This is a genomic window from Clostridioides sp. LIBA-6622, from assembly GCF_056716095.1.
Genome location: NZ_CP196998.1, coordinates 2460936 through 2481051, shown reverse-complemented (window position 1 = coordinate 2481051; position 20116 = coordinate 2460936). Strand labels below are relative to the sequence as shown.

Below are 20116 nucleotides of genomic sequence, written 5' to 3'. Positions count from 1 at the left end.
TAGGAGCTGGATAATTATGTTTATTAAATTTTTTTATTTATTGAGGGCAAGAGGATTAGATATATCTTTAAATGAGTGGATGACTTTAATCGAAGCATTAGATAAAGGTCTTTGTTATTCAAACTTTTCAAATTTCTACTATCTTTGTAGGATGATTTTAATAAAAAGTGAAAGTGATTTTGATAAGTTTGATGCAGTGTTTTTAGAGTATTTTAAAGGAATAGAGCACCAAGAAGAAATTCCAGAAGAAATTATGAATTGGCTTAATAAAACAGATATAAATTTAGAAGAATTTGAAAGACTAGAACAAAATCCAAATATAAATCTTGACGAACTAAGAGCTAAGTTAGAAGAACGTATAAAAGAACAAGATTCTCCACATAATGGAGGTAATTATTGGATAGGAACAGGAGGTACTTCTGAATTAGGTCATTCAGGAAAGGGACAAACTGGTATACGTATAGGGGGGAATTCAACCTATGGTAGAGCTGTTTTGGAAGTTGCAGGAGAAAGAAAGTATAGAGACTTTAGAGATGATGAAGTTTTAAATATGCGTCAGTTTCAAGTTGCATTAAAAAGGCTTCGTCAATTTTCTACTAGAATAGATGCTCCAAAAACAGAACTTGACTTGGATAAGACTATTGAAGAGACTTGTAATAACGCAGGATATTTAAAGTTGTTTTTTGAGAAGCCAAGAAAAAATACAGTGAAGCTTTTATTACTTATGGATTCAGGTGGATCGATGAGAGGATATAGTACTTTATGTAATACACTGTTTCAGTCTGTAAGTAAATCAAATCATTTTAAAGATGTAAAAGTATATTATTTTCATAACTGTCTTTATGATAGATTATTTACAACACCTGAATGTTGGTTAAGCAAGTCTATTGAGACTGAATGGATATTAAAAAATATAGATAAAAACTATAAAGTTATAATTGTAGGAGATGCTTCCATGTCACCTACTGAGTTACTTAATATTGGTGGTAATTACCGTGGACCATACAATTACACTCCTGGAATAGAGTGGCTAAAAATATTTAAAAGAAAGTATAGTAAAATTGTATGGTTAAATCCAGAATTGAGAGATGGATGGGATTCAATTAGTTATTGGTATCAGACTCAAAGATTAATACAAAGTGAATTTAACATGTTTCCATTAACTGTAAAGGGTTTGGAGAAAGCATTAAAAAATTTAATGGTGTCAAGGTAAAACAAATAATGATGGTACAATTTACTAAAAATTGTACCATCATTATTTATTTTCAATTAATTACTAAAAAAGTTAAGGTTTTATAAAGAGTATATGACATTGAGAAGAGTTGTTTGTATAATTGAGACTCAAAAATTATATACTCTAATACATTTTAGACCTACAGAAAACATATACATTAATAATAATTTTAGAAATCGAGGTGATTATAATAAATTATGAATTAATTGTAAAATACAATGGAGATATATTGAGATTAGAACAAGAATTAGGGGTCTCAGTAGAAATACTTAATTCATCATATGCAATAATAACATCAAGTAATGAAGAAGATGTAAATACACTTTTAACTTATCCAGAAATTGAGTTTATAGAAAAACCTTTCATATTACAAACTCAAGACGTTCAAAGTTTTTCAAGTACAGGAATAACAGGATTTAAGAATAGAACTGGTTTAACTGGTAAAGGAACTATAATTGGTATAATCGATTCGGGAATAGATTATACTCTACCTGTATTTAGAGATAGTGATGGAAGGTCTAAAATATTATATTATTGGGACCAGTCTATTCAAGGTAATCCCCCAGAAGGTTTTAGAGAGGGGACATTATATACTAATGAAGATATAAATAATGCAATAGCTGGAAATATGTATATACCTATTTCAACAACTAGCTTACATGGGACACATGTTGGAGGGATATGTGCAACTATTGCAAGCGATGCTAGGATAATAGTAGTGAGAGTAGGAAATATACAAACAGATGTTTTTTCAAGAAGTACAGAGTTCATGAGGGCGATTAAATTTATTTTAGATAGAGCATTAGAATTAAGAATGCCAGTTACATTAAATATAAGTTATGGAAGTAATGAAGGGTCACATAGAGGAACTTCCTTATTCGAACAATATATAGATGATATGTGTTTATTTTGGAAAAATAATATAGTTGTAGCAGCTGGAAATAATGCAGATAAAGGTGGTCACAAAAGGATTAGACTCCAAAATAATACTACAGAAGAAGTTGAGTTTATAGTTGGAGAAGGGGAACGTATATTAAATATAAATATATGGCCAGATTTTGTTGATGATTTTAGTGTACATTTGGTGAGCCCATCAAATACCCAAACACAATCAATTTCTTTAACTTCAGGTGAAATAAGAAATACTTTGGGAGAAACTAGGGTAACTGGTTATTTTTATCCTATAGCTCCATATTCTCTTACAAGGAGAGTTACTCTACAATTAAGTTCAAATACACAAATAAATCCAGGTCTATGGAGAATTGTATTTGAGCCGATAGACATTGTAACTGGGAATGTAAATATATATTTACCTACTTCTGAAGGATTAAATAGAAATACGAGATTTCTAATTCCTACTCAAGAGCTTACTGTAACAGTTCCTGGGACAGCAAGTAGAGTTATAACAGTAGGTAGTTTCAATTCAAGAACAGATATAGTATCCATATTTTCTGGAGAAGGAGATACACAATCGGGAGTATTTAAGCCAGATTTATTGGCTCCAGGAGAAGATATAATATCTTTTTTACCTGGAGGTACAAGTGGGGCATTAAGTGGAACTAGTATGGCTACTCCTCATGTTACAGGTGTCTGTTCATTATTTATGGAATGGGGAATTGTAAATGGAAATGATTTATTTTTATATTCTCAAAAACTAAGAGCATTACTTTTAAGAGGAGCAAGAAGGCTAACTAATCAATCTTATCCAAACAATTCATCAGGATTTGGATTCTTAAATTTAGCAGATATAGATTTATATACTTTATCGAATATAAATCAAGATTTGGAGACTGATGGTATTGTATATAGAAGTGTTAACAAATCGTTTAAAGATGAAGAGAACAATTATAAACTTATAGAGGGTTATAATAATATAAAAAAGGATATTAGCTTAGAGAGTTTTTGTAATGAGGATATGAATAGACAAACTGGAGTTTTGGCAGGAATAAATATAATTCATACTCCTGAATTTGAAAGTGAATTAAATGCTTTAGGTATGGATTCTGAGTTTATTAAATTAAGTGACTCATTAGGTATATTACCCATAGATACTTCTGATTATAATAGTATACAAAGGGTATTGGAGCTTCCATCAATTATAAGGTCAGAATCAACTATAAAGATGTCACTACTTGGGACTATCAATCAAGGGACTTTTGGTGGTATAGTTGCAACAGAAGAGATAGGTGTAAATTTCTTTAAAAACAATCCTAATATTACAATAACAGGAAGAGGCACACTAATAGCAATTGCAGATACAGGAATAGACTATCTACACAAAGATTTCATTTATCCAGATGGAACTTCAAAGATAGTATATCTATGGGACCAAACAAAAGAAGGAAGTCCACCTGAAGGTTTTTATATTGGAACAGAATATACACGAGAAGATATAAATCGAGCTATTGCAGATAATGACCCTAGTTTATCTCAGGATGAGGTCGGTCAAGGAACTATGCTCAGTGGCATATGTGCAGGGTTGGGAAATGTGAATAATGAATATGCAGGGATAGCAGAAGATGCTGAATTGATAATAATAAAACTTGGAAAGATAGATGGTTTTTATAATAGTGCAATGTTATTTGCTGCATCTCAGTATGCGTATAAAAAGGCTTTTGAACTCGGAAGACCATTAGTTATAAATGTATCTTTGGGTAGTAGTAGTTTAGCTGGTTTAACTAATAGAAGTAATAGTGAAAAAGCTTTCTTTACTAGAGGTCTATGCATAACAGCGGGGGCAGGAAATGAGGGCAATACACAAACACATACCTCTGGAAGGATACTACATGCAGGTGGCTCTGTTGAGATTGAGCTGGAGCTAAGTGAAGAGGAAGAAGAATTGTCACTAGAACTTTGGTTAAATAAACCAGATAAGGCAGATGTAATAATAGTATCACCTTCAGGTGAAGAAAGTAAAAGTGTTGGGGTATCTAGTTACAATAGAGTTACTGGTCTATTTGATTTAGAAGGAACTGATTATTCTATAACATATGTATATCCGACTACTTTTTCAGGGCAACAGTTTACTAATATTACTTTGAAAAATGCTAAAAGAGGAGTATGGAAAATCAGATTAGTTGGAGTTTATATTCTAAATGGTATATACAACTTGTATTTGCCAAATAGAGTTCTTTTAAAAAGTGGAACTAGATTTAGACAAGTTGACCCTTTTTATACTATAAATTATCCTGCTATTCAAGATGATTTAATAACTGTAGGAGCATATAACACTATCAATAATAGTTTATGGCAAAGTTCATCGAGAGGACCAACTATTGAAAATAGATTGAAGCCAGATTTAGTGGCACCAGGAGTTAGTATAATAGCAGCTTATCCTGGCAATACATATGCAACTATAACTGGCACAGCAGCAGCAAGCGCACATGTTGCAGGGGCTGCTTCAATGTATTTTCAATATACTTTTGCTGATGGTAGATATCCAAACCAAGCATATGTTCAAAAAGTAAAAACATTTATGCAAGCTGGAGCTAGAAAAAATTTAAATACAGTATATCCAAACACAAGTGCTGGATATGGTTCTTTAGATGTTAGAGGTATGTTTGATGTGTTAAGGTAGGAGGGAGTTATGGAAAAATCTTATTGTATAATTTATCAAGGTGATATAGAGACTGCACTCCAAGAAAATGGTATAAACAGGTATATGGTTTTAAATAGCCAGCTTGCAGTAATATATGTCCCTATGGATTTTAATGAAACTATTTTAAATAATATTTTGCAAGTAGCGTGGTGGGAAGAGTCTGCTCCTATGAGTAGTTTGATTGATATAACTAACAATGTAAACAATGGAGAAACTGTTACTACAGCTGCTGAAACTGAATATATATATGAAAATCCATACAATGATATAACAGGAAGAGGAATTTTATTGGCAGTTATAGATTCAGGCATAGATTACTTGCATCCTGATTTTATAAATGCTGATGGAAGTAGTAAAGTTTTAAAATTATGGGACCAAGAAGCAAATACAAATCCACCTCCAGAAGGTTTTATTTTTGGAAGTGAATTTACAAGAAGTGAGTTAAATATAGCCATAAGTAGAAATGATGGGAGTTTAAGTCAAGATAATATAGGTACTGGAACTTTGGCTTCTGGTATATTGGTTGGAAATGGAAGAGTAAATTCACAGTATAGAGGTATTACTACAGAATCAGACTTAATAGTAGTTAAATTAAAATCATATACTGATACTTATTACGCTGGAAGGATAAATTACAGTGTTTCAGACTTTCTAGCAGCTATAACATATGTTACTAATATAGCAAGGACAGAAAATAGACCTATAATAATAAATTTAACTATTGGAGTTAAATCAGGTGCTGTAGCGACTACTTCGATATTAGATACTTTTAATCTATTGAGTAGTGCTGGTGTGGTAGTAGTTAGTGGTGCAGGTAATCAAGGGAATACAGATATTCATTATTCTGGTAGATTTAGCAGTGTAGGTGAAGTACAAGATGTAATAATACAAGATGGGGATGACTATGCACTTGATATAACACTAAATACAAATGGACCAGATAAAATAGGAGCACAGATAATATCTCCTTCAGGTGAAGTTAGTCATGATATAAGGTATTCTCCAGATTTTTATGTATATAGAGGAAAATTTAACTTAGAAAATACTACTTATGCAATGAGATTTATTTATCCATATATAACTTCTGGAAAAGAAAATCTGGAGATAAAATTGACAGATATAAAACCTGGAGTATGGACTTTAAGATTGACTTCAGAACTTATAATAGGAGGGGAATATGATATATATTTACCAAATAAAAACTTGATAGCCCCAGATACAAGATTTTTAGACCCTGATTCAATTGCTACAATAACCATGTATGCTGCTAGTGATGATGTAATAACAGTTGGTACATTCAATAATAAAACTGATAGTATGTGGATTGGTTCTTCAAAAGGTCCAATTAGAGGAAGAGGAATTAAACCAGATATAGTAGCTCCAGGTGTAGATATAATATCTACATACAAAAACGGAACATATAATACTGGAACTGGAACAGGCATTAGTAGTTCTATAGTTACTGGTGTATTAGCTTTATTAATGGAATATCTAGAAAAACAAGATAATATACCAAGGTTAGCATTATTTACACAAGTTTTAAAAACGTATTTAATATTGGGAGCTACAAAACTTGATATATATACATATCCCAATGTATCACAAGGGTATGGAATTTTAGATTTGAAAAATACAATTCAACAGATAGCAAATACTTTGTAAATGAAAAACTATTAAAAAAATTATTGATTTAAAAGTCATTATAATTTCGACTTATGAATTTAATTTGAAAAATTGCTAAAACTATTACTAAATAAATAATAGAGGTGATAGTTTTGGAAAATAAAAAAGCAAGAGCATTAAAAGGCAAAGATAATAAAAGACTTAGAAGTCCACTTTTAGTTGGAAATGAGTCAACAGCAGCATGGGCTGATGTTGAAAAATTAAAACCTCATAGTAAAGTTTCAATACCTTCACTTAATAGTGTTGAAGAAGCAAAAGATTGGGTTGACAATGGAAGTAAGTTATAAAAATTGTAAGATTCAATAATGAAAATGAGTATTTATTGTAATTTTGTAGAGTAGTCTTGGTTTGAGAACCTGTATCTAGTTTGATGAACAAGGTATTACTCTACTTTTTTTATAAATAACAATCAGTATCAATTATATAAATTTATTGACTAAAAATTTATAAATTGGTATAATTTTGTTAATTAGCGGAAATAATAAAAGATAAATACTGTGAAGAGAAGAGTAAATATAAAATGTAGTTTTAGCGAGTTGAGGATGGTGAGAGCTCAATACGAGGTTTATATTGAAGAACATCTTGGAGTTTCTAATCGAAAGCTTATTTAGCAAGTAGATTTAGACGGAAGGCACCGTTACAGGCTTTAAGCATTGCTTAACTAAGAGGTCATTTATGACAATTAGGGTGGTACCGCGAAAGTAATAGTCTTTCGTCCCTTTATATAGGGATGAAGGGCTTTTTTTATTGAAATTATATTTATAAGAAACATTAATAACAATTATATTAGGAGGATTTAAAATGCAAAAAGAATTTATAACAGTAAAAGAATTGTACAGAGACAAAGAGCAGTACATAGGGAAAACTGTAAAAGTAGCTGGATGGATAAGAACATCTAGAGTATCTAAAAACTTTGGATTTATAGAGTTAAATGATGGAAGCTTCTTCAAGAACATGCAAATAGTATTTGATGAGAAAGTAGAAAATTTTAAAGAAATAGGGAAATTAGCAATAAGTTCATCTATACTTGTAGAAGGTGAATTGGTGTCGACAGAAGGGGCTAAACAACCTGTAGAAATACATGCAAAAAGTATAGTTGTAGAAGGTGAATCAGATAGTTCATATCCACTACAAAAGAAAAGACATACTCTTGAATATTTAAGAACAATAGCACATTTAAGACCAAGAAGTAATACTTTTTCAGCTGTATTTAGAGTAAGATCAATAGCTGCATATGCAATACACAAGTTTTTCCAAGAAAGAAACTTTGTATATGCACATTCTCCAATCATAACAGGTAGTGACTGTGAGGGTGCAGGAGAAATGTTTAGAATAACAACTATGGATTTAAATGATATTCCAAAAACAGAAGATGGAAAAATAGACTATACTCAAGATTTCTTTGGAAAAGAATCAAATTTAACAGTTAGTGGACAATTAAATGCTGAAATAATGGCACTTTCTTTTAGAAATGTTTATACTTTTGGACCTACATTTAGAGCGGAAAACTCTTACACAGGAAGACATGCTTCAGAATTTTGGATGATAGAGCCTGAAATAGTTTTTGCAGACCTTGAAGATAACATGGAACTTGCAGAAGATATGATAAAATATGTTATAAGTTATGTTTTAGAGAATGCTCCTGAAGAAATGGAATTCTTCAATAGCTTTATAGATAAAGGATTATTAGAAAGATTAAATAAGATAGTAAACTCTGAATTTGTTAGAATAACATATACTAAAGCAGTAGAGTTATTGATTGAGTCAGGTCATGAATTTGAGTATCCAGTTGAATGGGGATGTGACCTTCAAACTGAGCATGAAAGATATATAACAGAGCAAATATACAATTGTCCAGTATTTGTAACTGATTATCCAAAAGATATAAAAGCTTTCTACATGAGAATGAATGAAGATGGTAAAACTGTTAGAGCAATGGATTTATTAGTTCCTGGTGTTGGAGAAATAGTGGGAGGCTCTCAGAGAGAAGAAAGAGAAGATGTGTTATTAGATAGAATTCATGAAATGGGATTAAGAGAAGAAGATTACTGGTGGTATTTAGAGCTTAGAAAATTTGGTACTGCTACTCACTCTGGATTTGGTCTTGGATTTGAGAGAATAATTATGTATATGACAGGCATGTCTAATATAAGAGACGTTATACCTTTCCCAAGAACTCCTAAAAATGCTGAATTCTAATAATTATAAATTCTAATACAATCATATAATTTTAGGAATAAAAATATTAAATAACTTGTATATTATCTAGCTTGGATATATACAAGTTATTTTTATTGTATTTGTAAATATATGATTTAATTAATTTTATTTTGTAATACAATATAACTATAAAATATCAAAGTTGGGAGGGAATATAATGTGTGAATTTTGTTTTATTGAATTTAATGTGGATAAGATTGAAGTATTTAATAGGATTAAGAATTTATTTTCATATATAGCAAGTATAAAAAATGATTGTATACAAGTTAATGATTTGGAATACTATATTTTAGAAAGAGTAGAAGATTTTTATTATAGAGAAGAGTTGGATTATTTTTGGTGGCCAACAGAAGAAGAAAATAAACAATTTTGGGAGAAATATAAACTATTGGATGAAGAAAAACGAAAAGAATATCTGAAGTCTGTTCCATGGGATTTTGAAACTGTATTTTCTGAAATTGGGATAGGTGATTATACAATAGAAGGTTGCAAAATGATTGGAGAAAAAACTTCAAGACTTTATTTTAATCCCATGGGATATCCTTATGGAGGAAATGAAGTGATTCAAGAAGCATTAAAAGCTTTTGGAGTAGTTATAGTTAATATGCTAGGATAACGTTTGTTGTGATATACTATAAATGATAAAGTGATTTTGGATAATTATAGAAAAAATATAAATGAAATTTATAGACTAGCTTTACATTACAAATATATAAGGGTATAGTATGAAAATATGTAAAATGTTAAATTTAAAAAATATTTATTTCGTTATCTATTATACAATAAGCTTTATTATTATCATGAGGGGGAGTAAGAATGTCTAATAAATGGTTATTTATGGCTTTAAGTTTGGTACTTATATGCACAGGTTGTACAAAAAATAATTCTAAAAATAGTCAGGATAAAGGAGATAATTCTCTTATACTATTAAAAAGAGATGAGGATAATTCTGATGGTATGACAGATGTATATATAAAGACACAAAGTAAGGATGAAGAAAAAATAGCATCAGATATACCTATAGATACAAAGAGGGATTATATAAGTGGAGAGCAATCAATATTAATTCAGGATAAAGAGAACAACTTGTATAAATATAATTTAAAAAAAGAAAAGGAAAAATTAGCATCAGACTTACTTTCTGGTGAACTTAATTCGTATGAATTTATTCCTTCTTCAAAGACTATGGCATATATATCATCAGAAAATTCTTTGTATGTAAAGTATGATGGGAAAGACAAAGAAAAAATAGCCAATGATGTTGTATTATATAAGATATCTCAAGATGGAAAGTATATATATTATGTTAATACAGATGAAGAATTGTATCTATATAAAGAAAATGAAGATAAAGAAAATGAAGATAAAGAAAAGATATCAACTGATATAAAAAGTTTTGATATTATAAATAATAAAGGTGATGTAATATTCATAAATAATGATGATAATTTATATTTAAAAAGCTTAGATAAAAATGATAAAGTTAAGATTAGTTCAGATGTATCAAATTTATGGGGAGTAAAATCTGATGATGAAGAGATTATGTATATAAGTGAGTATAATTATAAAGACTTAAAAGGAGAGCTATATTTATATAAAAATGGAACAAGTGAAAAAATAGCATCGGATGTTAGGTCTTATAGATATAGAAATAATAAATTTTACTTTATAAATAGTGATGATGAATTATATGAAAAAGAAGTAGGAAAAGATGAATCCAAGAAAATAAAATCAGATATTGATTATATAAGTCTAATTAATGATGGCATTGTATTTATAAATTCTGATGGCGACATATATATCAAGAAAAATAATAAAGAAGAAGAAAAAATAGGAAATGATATGAAAGAAAATTCTAATTTATCTATTATTAATGACGATAAATTACTTTATATTAAATCAAGTGGTGAGTTATTTTTAGATAAAGAGAAGATAGCAAGTGATGTGATTGATTATTCATTTAATTCAGAGAACATAGTGTATTCTACCAAAAACAAGGAAGTACATTTTTATAACATGAAGACTAAGAAAGACAAAGTTGAAATGAGTAATATACAAAAATACTCAGAGATTTATTTAGAAAACGAATTGATTTATTCTAAAAATCTAGAGCCAAAAGATTTAAGTGGTTTTTGGAAAGCTGATGAGTATAATATATTTGAGTTTGAAGAGCCTAACAAAATAAAACTTTATAGTAAAAACCAAGAAGAAGGTAATTATACAATTAAATATGAAGTAGAGAGTTCAGATAGTAATAGTATGGTGTTAAAAAGTAAGGATAGCTCATCAAATAAAAAACTGTCTATAACTAGATATAATAATAATGAAATTTCATTAGAAGCAGACGAAGTAAGTGGAACACTTAACAAAATTTCAAAAGAAGAAGCAGACAAATTTATCAAAAGCATAAATAATAAAGCAAGTGATGAGAGTGATAAAGAGAAAAATAATACAAAGAATAGTAAAAGTAATTCAAATTCAGGTTCTAACTCAAAAAGTAAAGAAGTAAGTTATGATGACGATTATATTATATATGATAGTGACTCAAGAGTTTTGACTAGAGAAGAACTAGAGGGTTATAGTAAAGGAGAGTTAGCTTATATAAGAAATGAAATATTTGCAAGATATGGGTATGTGTTTAAAGAAGAGCCATATAAGAGTTATTTTAATAATAAATCATGGTATCAACCAGATTATGATATAGGAGCTGATACAGATGTGTTAAACTCTATAGAAAAGCAAAATGTTTCATTGATTAAAGAAATGGAGAATTAGCTAATAATAGATTTAAAAATATAATTTAGATTTAATGGGATAACTTATAAAAATTTAAAATTCAAGAAATAATAAACCTATAAATAAGACTTAAGTTTAAAAGTCTAATTTATAGGTTTATTTAATAGTATTTAATTGTTGTAAATATAAAAAATATTTTTCCTGAAAAATTTAAATGTGAATGATTAATATTTATATATATTTTTTTAATAAAATGCTACACAATTACGTCCTTCTTCTTTTGCAGTATATAGAGCCTTATCACAGTAACTTATAAATTCTTTCAATGTCATTTTTTCTTCAATTTTTTTTGTATAAACTCCAATACTAACAGTTACACATTTTGAAGGAACATCATCACGTTCGAAATTGCAGTTTTCTATCATTTTTCGTAAACATTCTGATTTAAGCTTAGCATCTTCTCCATCACAGTTAAAAATACATATAAAAAATTCCTCCCCACCATATCGTATGGCATGTGCATTTTCCGAACTTGTAAAATCTAAAATTACTTTAGCAATATTTTGTAAGCAATAATCCCCTTTTTGATGTCCATAGGTATCATTAAATTGTTTGAAGTAATCAATGTCTAGCATCATTCCAGTTATGGGTACTTGATTTGCATAGCTGATTAATTTTTTTTGTAGAATATCTTCAAGATATCTATGATTATTCATTTTAGTTAGCTCATCTATCATAACTTTATGATTAAGCAAATTATTTATATGATATATTTCTTCATATTGTTGACGAATTAGAAGTTTGTCATAATAAGTAAATACACGACTTCTATATAGCATTGTAGAGACAAAAATAGCAAGTGATGTTATAAAAAATGTATTAACAATATTACTAAATTCATTACCTGGTATAGTTTGGATTCCAGGTAAGAAAAAGTTAAGGAATAAAAAGCATCCACCAAAAACTATTATTGATTCTCCAAATTTTAATACTGAAAAAGCTGCAGCTGCTAACATAATGTAACTAAACACACTTAAATCATTTCCACCTAATTGGTCAAGCAGAGTAATTACACATCCCCATAGGCAGAAAAAAGTCACATAAATTACCCATAAGTTTATATAAAAAGTGCAACAATCCTTTTTTTTATTCCAAAGATAAGAAAACACAAACATAAAGATTGAAGATACAGAAAACAGCGTTATGTACATATAAAAATACCATTGACGTCTTGGAGTGGCAAAAGGGCCACCTTCTCTAGCTGATATTGATATCATCATAATTATTTGAGATACTATTATTATTATACAAATGATTTTTCCCGTATTATAAAGATAATTGCAAAGTTCTTTTTCAACGTTTTCTTTATGTTCTTTGTCTAGAGGAAATCCAAAAAATTTTTTTAATTTTTCTAAGTTCATATAAGCCTCCATTAAAAATAAAACATAAAAATAAGTATTCCTTTTCTTTTCTTAGATACTTGGAATACTTTATTAATAACTTAATTATATCAAAATATATTATGTGTAACAATCTAAAATTGTGTTAGATTGTATTTGTTAATTAATATTAAATGAATTTTTCGATTAGTATTTTATTATAATTAAGTTTTATAGGAAGTTTATTTTGTGATGTTAGAAATTGGTGTGGTGTTGAAGAGTTATAATGAAACACTAATATACAGTTAATAGATTAAATAAAACTTAAGGTATAATTAAGTTTTATATGATATAGTTATATTTGATAATTTACAACAGTAAAACTTGGAGGGAAAAAATGGATGAAAAAAAAATAAATAATATGAATTATTCACATAATAACTATTCCAAAACGACAGGCGAACCAACTAGAAAAATAAAAAATAACAACTTCACACTCAAAAATAAAGAAGAAAAAGTTTGTCCTAGTTGTAGCAAAGAAAATAATTCTAAAGATAATTACTGTAAATTTTGTGGAAATGAGCTTTATGAAATAGCATCATTAAAACCATTTGAAACAAAACTAGACTTAAAATCTAAAATAAAAGAGCTTTCATATCATGCAAATACAAGGGGAATATTTTTAACAACCTTTACAACTGTATTTATATTATTTATTATTGCATTGATATTTAAAGCTGTAATAACTATTCAATTTAATGACATTAGTTATTTGATAAATCCAGCACATATAATTCTAGCTCTTAACTTAGGTCAGATTAGTGTAGCTATGTCTACTATGATGGGCTCTGGATTTATAAATGCTAATATAGGTTTATTAATATTACTTATAATCCCTATTTTAGGATTAATAATATCAAATTTAATTTTTATGAGAAAAAGATGTAAAGATTCGAAAACTACATTAGCAAATTCCTTAGGGGTTGGAATTGTTTATGGATTAATTTTAGCTATTTTATCTGTTTTTACTAATGTAAAGACTGGTTCACATAGTATGTTAGAATATGGCTATGCGCTAGAGTATAGTTATCAGTTTTTTAGTGTTCTTTTAAATGGATTTGTATTAGGATTTATATGTACATATATAACTAATTACAAAAAGAGTTATGAAAAAGAAAATATGTATATGTCTCTTTTTTCAAATTCTATAAAGATATTTATATTAGGATATGTTTTAGTATTAGCAATACTATTTGTACTAACTATATCTGATAGTAGCTACTTAAATGAATTAGATATGAGCAGTTACTCAAATGGAACAAATTTATTTGCGATACTGCCACAAATAGCTAGTTATATGTGGGCCTTTGCAAATGGAATTTCAGTGACTATAATAAATTCAACAGTATCAATATTTAGTTTGGGTTCATCATCTCTATTTGGAGATACTAAATTGATGTTTTATGCAATGGGGGCTTTGTCTGCATTAATACTATTATTAAATGGCTACAAATTGAGATTTAAGTATAACACAGATAATATCAAGCCTGTAATAGTGTTTAGTGTGTATTATGCATTTTTAATGGGCATGTTGGCTTTATTTAGCACATTTATACTTGATAGTAATATTAATTTCTTTAATACAACTAGTTATGGAGCAACCTTAATAATGCAATTTAAAGTATTCCAAACTATTATAATTTCATTTATATATAGTTTTGTGGTATCTTTAGTAGGGTATAAGCTAAACTCAGCTGATTAAATATGATTGGAGGAATTTTCTATGGAAGAAAATACTAAGAATACAGTAGATGATAAATTTTCTAAAGTTAAGAAAAAGTTTGGTAATGGAAAATTTAAAGTTGAATTATATAAAGAGAAATCAAAACTAAATAGAGAGATTGAGGATATTCAAGAAAAGAAAGCAAAAATATTTTTGGAAATGGGAATATTAACATATCAAAAAATTAGAGAAGATTCTATTGATGATGAGAGTTTTGATAAGTTTTGTGATGAGTTACTAGAACTCGATAAGATAATCTATGAAAAAAATATGGAAATTAACGAAATGGAAATTGCAGAAAGTAATATAACTTGTGAATGTGGTTATGTTGGAAGTGTAAATGATAAATATTGTGCGGAATGTGGTAAAAAATTTGAGTTAGAAAATGAAGCTGATGATTTTATAGTTTGTGGTTACTGTGAAAGTGAAATAGATTCAGAGTCTGAATTTTGTCCATGCTGTGGTAGAAAAATTATAATGGATTTGGAATAATATTGGGAAACCTATGTATAGTGTACATGGGTTTTTTTATTGAAATAATTTAAAAGGAATATCTATGAGAGTATTCATAAAAAAATGAAAATAAATACCAAAAATATGGAATAAAGTTTCATTTAACTATAATAAATAAGCTAATATATAGAAAAAAGTAGTAAAAATATAGAAACAAGAAAAAAATATGAAAAAATATTGCAAAGAAAAAGTTTTCATGTTATTATTAATACATAAATCAAGAAAATAAATTTCAGAAATGAGGTAATTGAAAAAATGCTAGATAAGGTAAAGGGTAAATTAATAGTATCATGCCAAGCTTTAGAAAATGAACCTCTTCATAGCCCTTTTATAATGGGTAGAATGGCTAAGGCTGCTATGGAAGGTGGAGCTGTTGGAATTAGGGCTCAAGGGGTTGATGATATTATTGAAATAAAAAAAGTTACTGGACTTCCTGTTATAGGTATTATAAAGAGAAATTATGAAGATTCAGATATATATATAACACCAACTAAAAAGGAAGTTGATGAGCTTCTAACAACAGGATGTGAGATGATAGCTTTAGATGCTACTAATAGAGTTAGGCCAAATAATGAAGATTTAAAAGAAATTATAAAGTATATAAAAGAAAATGGAGTTTTAGTAATGGCAGATATTTCAAACTATGATGAAGCTATCACAGCTCAAGAGTATGGTGTGGATTGTGTTTCAACTACATTATCTGGGTATACTCCATATACAAAAGTTTTAGAAGGGCCAGACTTTGTATTAATGGAAAGACTAGTTAAAGATTTAGAAATTCCTGTTATAGCAGAAGGAAAAGTAAATACACCTCAAGATTTAAAAAAGGTTTTTGAGCTAGGAGTTCATTCATCAGTAGTAGGTTCAGCAATAACAAGACCACAATTAATAACAGAAAAGTTTGTTAAAGCAATAGAAATTAATTAAAAATTAATTTATAAATTAAAAAATTATTATATTTAACTATATTTAAAAATTAAAATTGGAGGTAAAGATATGAGAACAACAGATATGAAGGGAATTTATTCAGCATTATTAGTTTCATTTGATAAGGAAGGTAACATAAATGAAAAAGGGTTAAGACAAATAATTAGACATAACATAGATGTTTGTAAAATAGATGGACTTTATGTAGGGGGAAGTACAGGAGAAAATTTCATGCTTTCAACTGATGAGAAGAAAAAGATATTTGAAATAGCTAAAGATGAAGTGAAAGAAGAAATAAAATTAATAGCTCAAGTTGGTTCAGTTAATTTAAAAGAAGCTGTAGAACTTGCTAAATTTACAACTGATTTAGGATATGATGCTATAAGTGCTGTTACCCCTTTTTATTATAAGTTTGATTTTGAAGAAATAAAACACTATTACAATACAATAATAAATTCTGTAGATAATAGACTAATAATATATTCTATACCATTTTTAACTGGTGTTGATATGAGTTTAGACCAATTTGGAGAATTATTTGAAAACGAAAAAATAATAGGTGTTAAATTTACAGCAGCAGATTTCTACTTATTAGAAAGAATGAGAAAAACTTTCCCAAATAAATTAATATTTGCAGGGTTCGATGAAATGATGTTGCCAGCTACAGTTTTAGGAGTAGATGGAGCAATTGGTTCTACATTTAATGTAAACGGTATCAGAGCTAGACAAATATTTGAATTAACTAAAAACGAAAAAATATCAGAAGCACTTGAAGTACAACATGTGACTAATGATTTAATAACAGATATATTAGGAAATGGTCTATATCAAACAATTAAATTACTACTTGAAGAGCAAGGTGTCGAAGCTGGGTATTGTAGACAACCTATGAAAGAAGCAACTGATGAAATGAAATCAAGAGCAAAAGAAATATACAGAAAGTATTTTTAATAAAATACTTTTAGTATGGGAGGATTAGTAAAATGGTAGGATTTACTTGGATAGATTTTGCAATATTGGTAGTTTACTTATTAGCAGTTTTATTTGCAGGATTGTTATTTTCAAAGAAGGAAATGAAGGGAAAAGAGTTCTTTAAAGGTGATGGAACTATTCCATGGTGGGTTACATCAGTATCAATATTTGCCACGTTATTAAGTCCAATATCGTTTTTATCATTAGCCGGAAATTCTTATGGTGGAACTTGGATTTTATGGTTTGCACAATTAGGTATGTTTATAGCAATACCTTTAACAATAAAATTTTTCTTACCCTTGTACAGTAGGTTAGAAATAGATACAGCATATGAGTACTTAGAAATGAGATACGAAAGTAAAGGTCTTAGAGTAATTGGTGCTTTAATGTTTATAATATATCAAATAGGACGTATGTCTATCATAATGTATCTTCCATCAGTGGTTCTAGCTGGTCTTACAGGAATACCTGTAAATGTATTGATAGTAGTTATGGGTGTAATAGCAATAATTTATTCATACACAGGTGGATTAAAAGCTGTTTTATGGACCGATTTTATACAAGGAATGGTACTAATAGTAGGTGTTACAGGTACATTGTTCTATTTAATAGCAAGTATAAATGGTGGTTTTGGAACAGTTATGGATACACTTACAAATGGACATAAATTCTTAGCAACTAATGAAGTTATGTTTGATAAAAATATACTATCTACAAGTGCTTTTATAATATTTGTTGGAGCTGGTCTTAATACTTTTTCATCATATGTATCAAGTCAAGATATAGTTCAAAGGTTTACTACAACAACTGATATAAAACAGCTTAACAAAATGACATATGGAAATGGTGTTTTATCAATGGGACTTGCAACTGTGTTTTATCTAATTGGAACTTGTTTATTTATATACTATACTCAAAATCCAGATTTAGCTCAAACAGTTCAGCAAGACCAAGTATTTGCATCGTATATAGCTTATGAATTACCAGTAGGTATAACAGGAATACTACTTGCAGCAATATATGCAGCATCTCAATCAACTTTATCAACAGGACTTAATTCAGTTGCTACAAGTTGGACTTTAGATATACAAACTATAATAACAAAAGATATAAGTATGGAAAGACAAACTAAGATAGCACAATATATATCATTAGGTGTAGGTATACTTTCTATAGTCGTTGCAATAATCTTAGCAAATGGAGAAATAAAGTCAGCATATGAATGGTTCAATAGCTTTATGGGGCTGGTTTTAGGAGTTCTAGCAGGAGTATTTGTACTTGGAGCATTTTGTAAAAAGGCAACTAAAATGGGTGCTTATGTTGGATTCATAGTATCAGCAATTTTGGTTGTTTATCTAAAATATCGTATGCCAGAAGTAACTTCTTGGGCATATTCTTTAATAACAATAACTACTTCTGTTGTAGTAGGTACAATAGTTAGTGCAATAGAAGCTAAGGTTAAAGCAAAAGTATCTTTACCAAGAGCTGAAACTACTGTTTACTATGAAAAATAATATGATGTTTAAATGATAAATTGTCTTATAGAGTGATTAGATAAATAATTTAGTTACTCTATAGGACTGTAGAATACAATTTATATGTAAAAGTATAAAAAAATGTATTTAAAATTATATAGGGAGACAATGCTTATGATATTTGGAAATATAAATCATAGTAAGACATATTCAACATTACATGAAGATTTACTTAGATGTTTCGAATATGCTAAAGAGAATTCATTAATAGATTATGAAAAAGGTACTTATACAATAGATAGTGATAATATTTTTGTGAATATTGTAGAGTATAAAACTTGTGAAAAAGAAGAAAGATTCTGGGAAGCTCATAAGAAGTATATAGATGTACATTTAATGCTTGATGGATGTGAAAGAATAGATTTAAATTTTATAGAGAATTTAGAACAAAAACCATATGAAGAAGAAGGCGATTTTTTACCTCTTGATGGTAAGAAGAATGGATATGTAGAGCTTAGAAAAAATGATTTCTTAGTGTGTTATCCAGAAGATGCTCATATGACAGCAATAAAAGTTTTAGAAAAAGAAAATATCAAAAAAGCTATTTTTAAGGTTTTGGTTAGATAATGATAATTTATACAACCGCTAAGGCTGAAAATAGTGATTTAACTTTCAGCGATTAGTGATATTTCGTAAATTTTAGTTAGATTACTATTTTCAGCCTTAGTTTTTTATATTGAAAATTGGATAGAATGAAAAGGTAAAAATTTACGAAGGAGATAAATAATGGAAAATATAGATGTATTTTTATTAATAGGACAAAGTAATGCACGAGGATTAGGAAATAAAAAAGAGAGTGTCATTCCAAATGAAAATTGTTTTGAATATTTAAGTACTGATGAAATTATAAATATGAGATGTGAGCTAGAGACTTCAGAAGGTGATGGCACTATAGCACCTGCATTTTCAAATGAATGGAATAAGTTTACTGGGAATAAAGTTTGTTTTATTCATAATGCAAAAGATGGGTCAAGAATAAAAAATTGGAATCATGATAATAACTGGTTTCTAAATGAGACTATAGAAAAATTTAATACAGGATGTAGCACTTTAAGTAAACATTATAATATAAAAAGTAAGTATGTTATTTGGATTCAAGGTGAAAGTGATGCAAAATATGGTAGTGATACCTTATACTATAAAGAAAGTTTAAAAAAGATTGCATATAGGCTTAAAGGAGAATGTATGATTGATAAAATGTTTGTAAGCTTAACTGGTTATTGGCTTGGAGAAGCTGAATATTTTATTAGAACTAGACGAATTGCAGCAGCTCAAGAATCTGCTTGTAATGAATGTGATATACTGAGTGTAGGAAGTAAAATTGCTATGCAATTTCATGATAAGGGTTTAACTATTGACGATGTTCATTATACTCAAGAAGGTCTCAATATGTTAGGAGAAGACTTATGTAAAAATATTTATAAGTATCATACAACTAAGGAAGAAATTGTATTAAGTGATACAATAGATTTATCAGAAGCAAGAAAATATATTTGCGAGTTGGAAAAGATAAATAAAAAATTTGCATAATATAAG

15 protein-coding genes and 1 other annotated feature are annotated in these 20116 nt (G+C 28.5%); of the genes, 14 read left to right on the top strand and 1 reads right to left on the bottom strand.

What is annotated here, in order from left to right:
- The first annotated feature begins 16 nt into the window (after window positions 1–16).
- The 7 genes from ACTG47_RS11860 to ACTG47_RS11830 all read left to right on the top strand — a co-directional run bounded on the left by ACTG47_RS11860 (window position 17) and on the right by ACTG47_RS11830 (window position 11510).
- Window positions 17–1213, top strand: coding sequence for a VWA domain-containing protein (locus tag ACTG47_RS11860; RefSeq protein WP_169465782.1), 1197 nt, complete (start codon window positions 17–19; stop codon window positions 1211–1213).
- Window positions 1214–1415: 202 nt separating this feature from the next.
- A complete protein-coding gene (cspBA, locus tag ACTG47_RS11855) occupies window positions 1416–4811 on the top strand; it encodes a bifunctional germination protease/germinant receptor pseudoprotease CspBA (protein ID WP_479924696.1) in 3396 nt (1131 codons plus the stop codon).
- Window positions 4812–4820: 9 nt separating this feature from the next.
- Window positions 4821–6494: a bile acid germinant receptor pseudoprotease CspC gene (gene cspC, locus ACTG47_RS11850; protein WP_479924695.1), complete on the top strand. Its 1674-nt coding sequence runs from the start codon at window positions 4821–4823 to the stop codon at window positions 6492–6494.
- A 113-nt stretch (window positions 6495–6607) separates the two neighbouring features.
- Window positions 6608–6802, top strand: coding sequence for a CDIF630_02480 family spore surface protein (locus ACTG47_RS11845; RefSeq protein ID WP_021385202.1), 195 nt, complete (start codon window positions 6608–6610; stop codon window positions 6800–6802).
- A gap of 201 nt (window positions 6803–7003) precedes the next feature.
- Window positions 7004–7238, top strand: a binding site (T-box leader).
- 78 nt (window positions 7239–7316) lie between these two features.
- Window positions 7317–8714 (top strand): asparagine--tRNA ligase, encoded by a 1398-nt coding sequence (asnS, locus tag ACTG47_RS11840; RefSeq protein WP_169465788.1) that lies wholly within the window; start codon window positions 7317–7319, stop codon window positions 8712–8714.
- A 178-nt stretch (window positions 8715–8892) separates the two neighbouring features.
- Window positions 8893–9351 (top strand): hypothetical protein, encoded by a 459-nt coding sequence (locus ACTG47_RS11835; RefSeq protein WP_479924694.1) that lies wholly within the window; start codon window positions 8893–8895, stop codon window positions 9349–9351.
- A 200-nt stretch (window positions 9352–9551) separates the two neighbouring features.
- Complete coding sequence (locus tag ACTG47_RS11830; protein ID WP_479924693.1) at window positions 9552–11510, top strand: YARHG domain-containing protein; 1959 nt, start codon at window positions 9552–9554, stop codon at window positions 11508–11510.
- Window positions 11511–11716: 206 nt separating this feature from the next.
- On the opposite strand, the gene ACTG47_RS11825 is transcribed toward ACTG47_RS11830, so the two are convergent.
- Window positions 11717–12892 (bottom strand): GGDEF domain-containing protein, encoded by a 1176-nt coding sequence (locus ACTG47_RS11825; protein ID WP_479924692.1) that lies wholly within the window; start codon window positions 12890–12892, stop codon window positions 11717–11719.
- A gap of 355 nt (window positions 12893–13247) precedes the next feature.
- Between ACTG47_RS11825 and ACTG47_RS11820 the strand changes: the two genes are divergently transcribed.
- The 7 genes from ACTG47_RS11820 (at window position 13248) to ACTG47_RS11790 (ending at window position 20110) form a co-directional block, all read left to right on the top strand.
- A complete protein-coding gene (locus ACTG47_RS11820) occupies window positions 13248–14612 on the top strand; it encodes a hypothetical protein (RefSeq protein WP_479924691.1) in 1365 nt (454 codons plus the stop codon).
- Between the two features lie 21 nt (window positions 14613–14633).
- On the top strand, window positions 14634–15125 hold the full coding sequence (locus ACTG47_RS11815; protein ID WP_169465802.1) for a zinc ribbon domain-containing protein: 492 nt from the start codon (window positions 14634–14636) through the stop codon (window positions 15123–15125).
- A gap of 276 nt (window positions 15126–15401) precedes the next feature.
- Window positions 15402–16073 carry an N-acetylmannosamine-6-phosphate 2-epimerase gene (locus tag ACTG47_RS11810; RefSeq protein ID WP_169465804.1) on the top strand — a complete coding sequence of 224 codons (672 nt, stop codon included), beginning with the start codon at window positions 15402–15404 and terminating at the stop codon, window positions 16071–16073.
- Between the two features lie 69 nt (window positions 16074–16142).
- Window positions 16143–17024 (top strand): N-acetylneuraminate lyase, encoded by an 882-nt coding sequence (locus tag ACTG47_RS11805; RefSeq protein WP_479916965.1) that lies wholly within the window; start codon window positions 16143–16145, stop codon window positions 17022–17024.
- Window positions 17025–17056: 32 nt separating this feature from the next.
- Window positions 17057–18559 carry a sodium:solute symporter family protein gene (locus ACTG47_RS11800; RefSeq protein WP_479924690.1) on the top strand — a complete coding sequence of 501 codons (1503 nt, stop codon included), beginning with the start codon at window positions 17057–17059 and terminating at the stop codon, window positions 18557–18559.
- 135 nt (window positions 18560–18694) lie between these two features.
- Window positions 18695–19147 carry a NanQ anomerase/TabA/YiaL family protein gene (locus ACTG47_RS11795; RefSeq protein ID WP_169465808.1) on the top strand — a complete coding sequence of 151 codons (453 nt, stop codon included), beginning with the start codon at window positions 18695–18697 and terminating at the stop codon, window positions 19145–19147.
- A gap of 159 nt (window positions 19148–19306) precedes the next feature.
- Window positions 19307–20110, top strand: a complete 804-nt coding sequence (locus ACTG47_RS11790; protein ID WP_479924689.1) for a sialate O-acetylesterase — start codon at window positions 19307–19309, stop codon at window positions 20108–20110.
- Window positions 20111–20116: the final 6 nt, after the last annotated feature.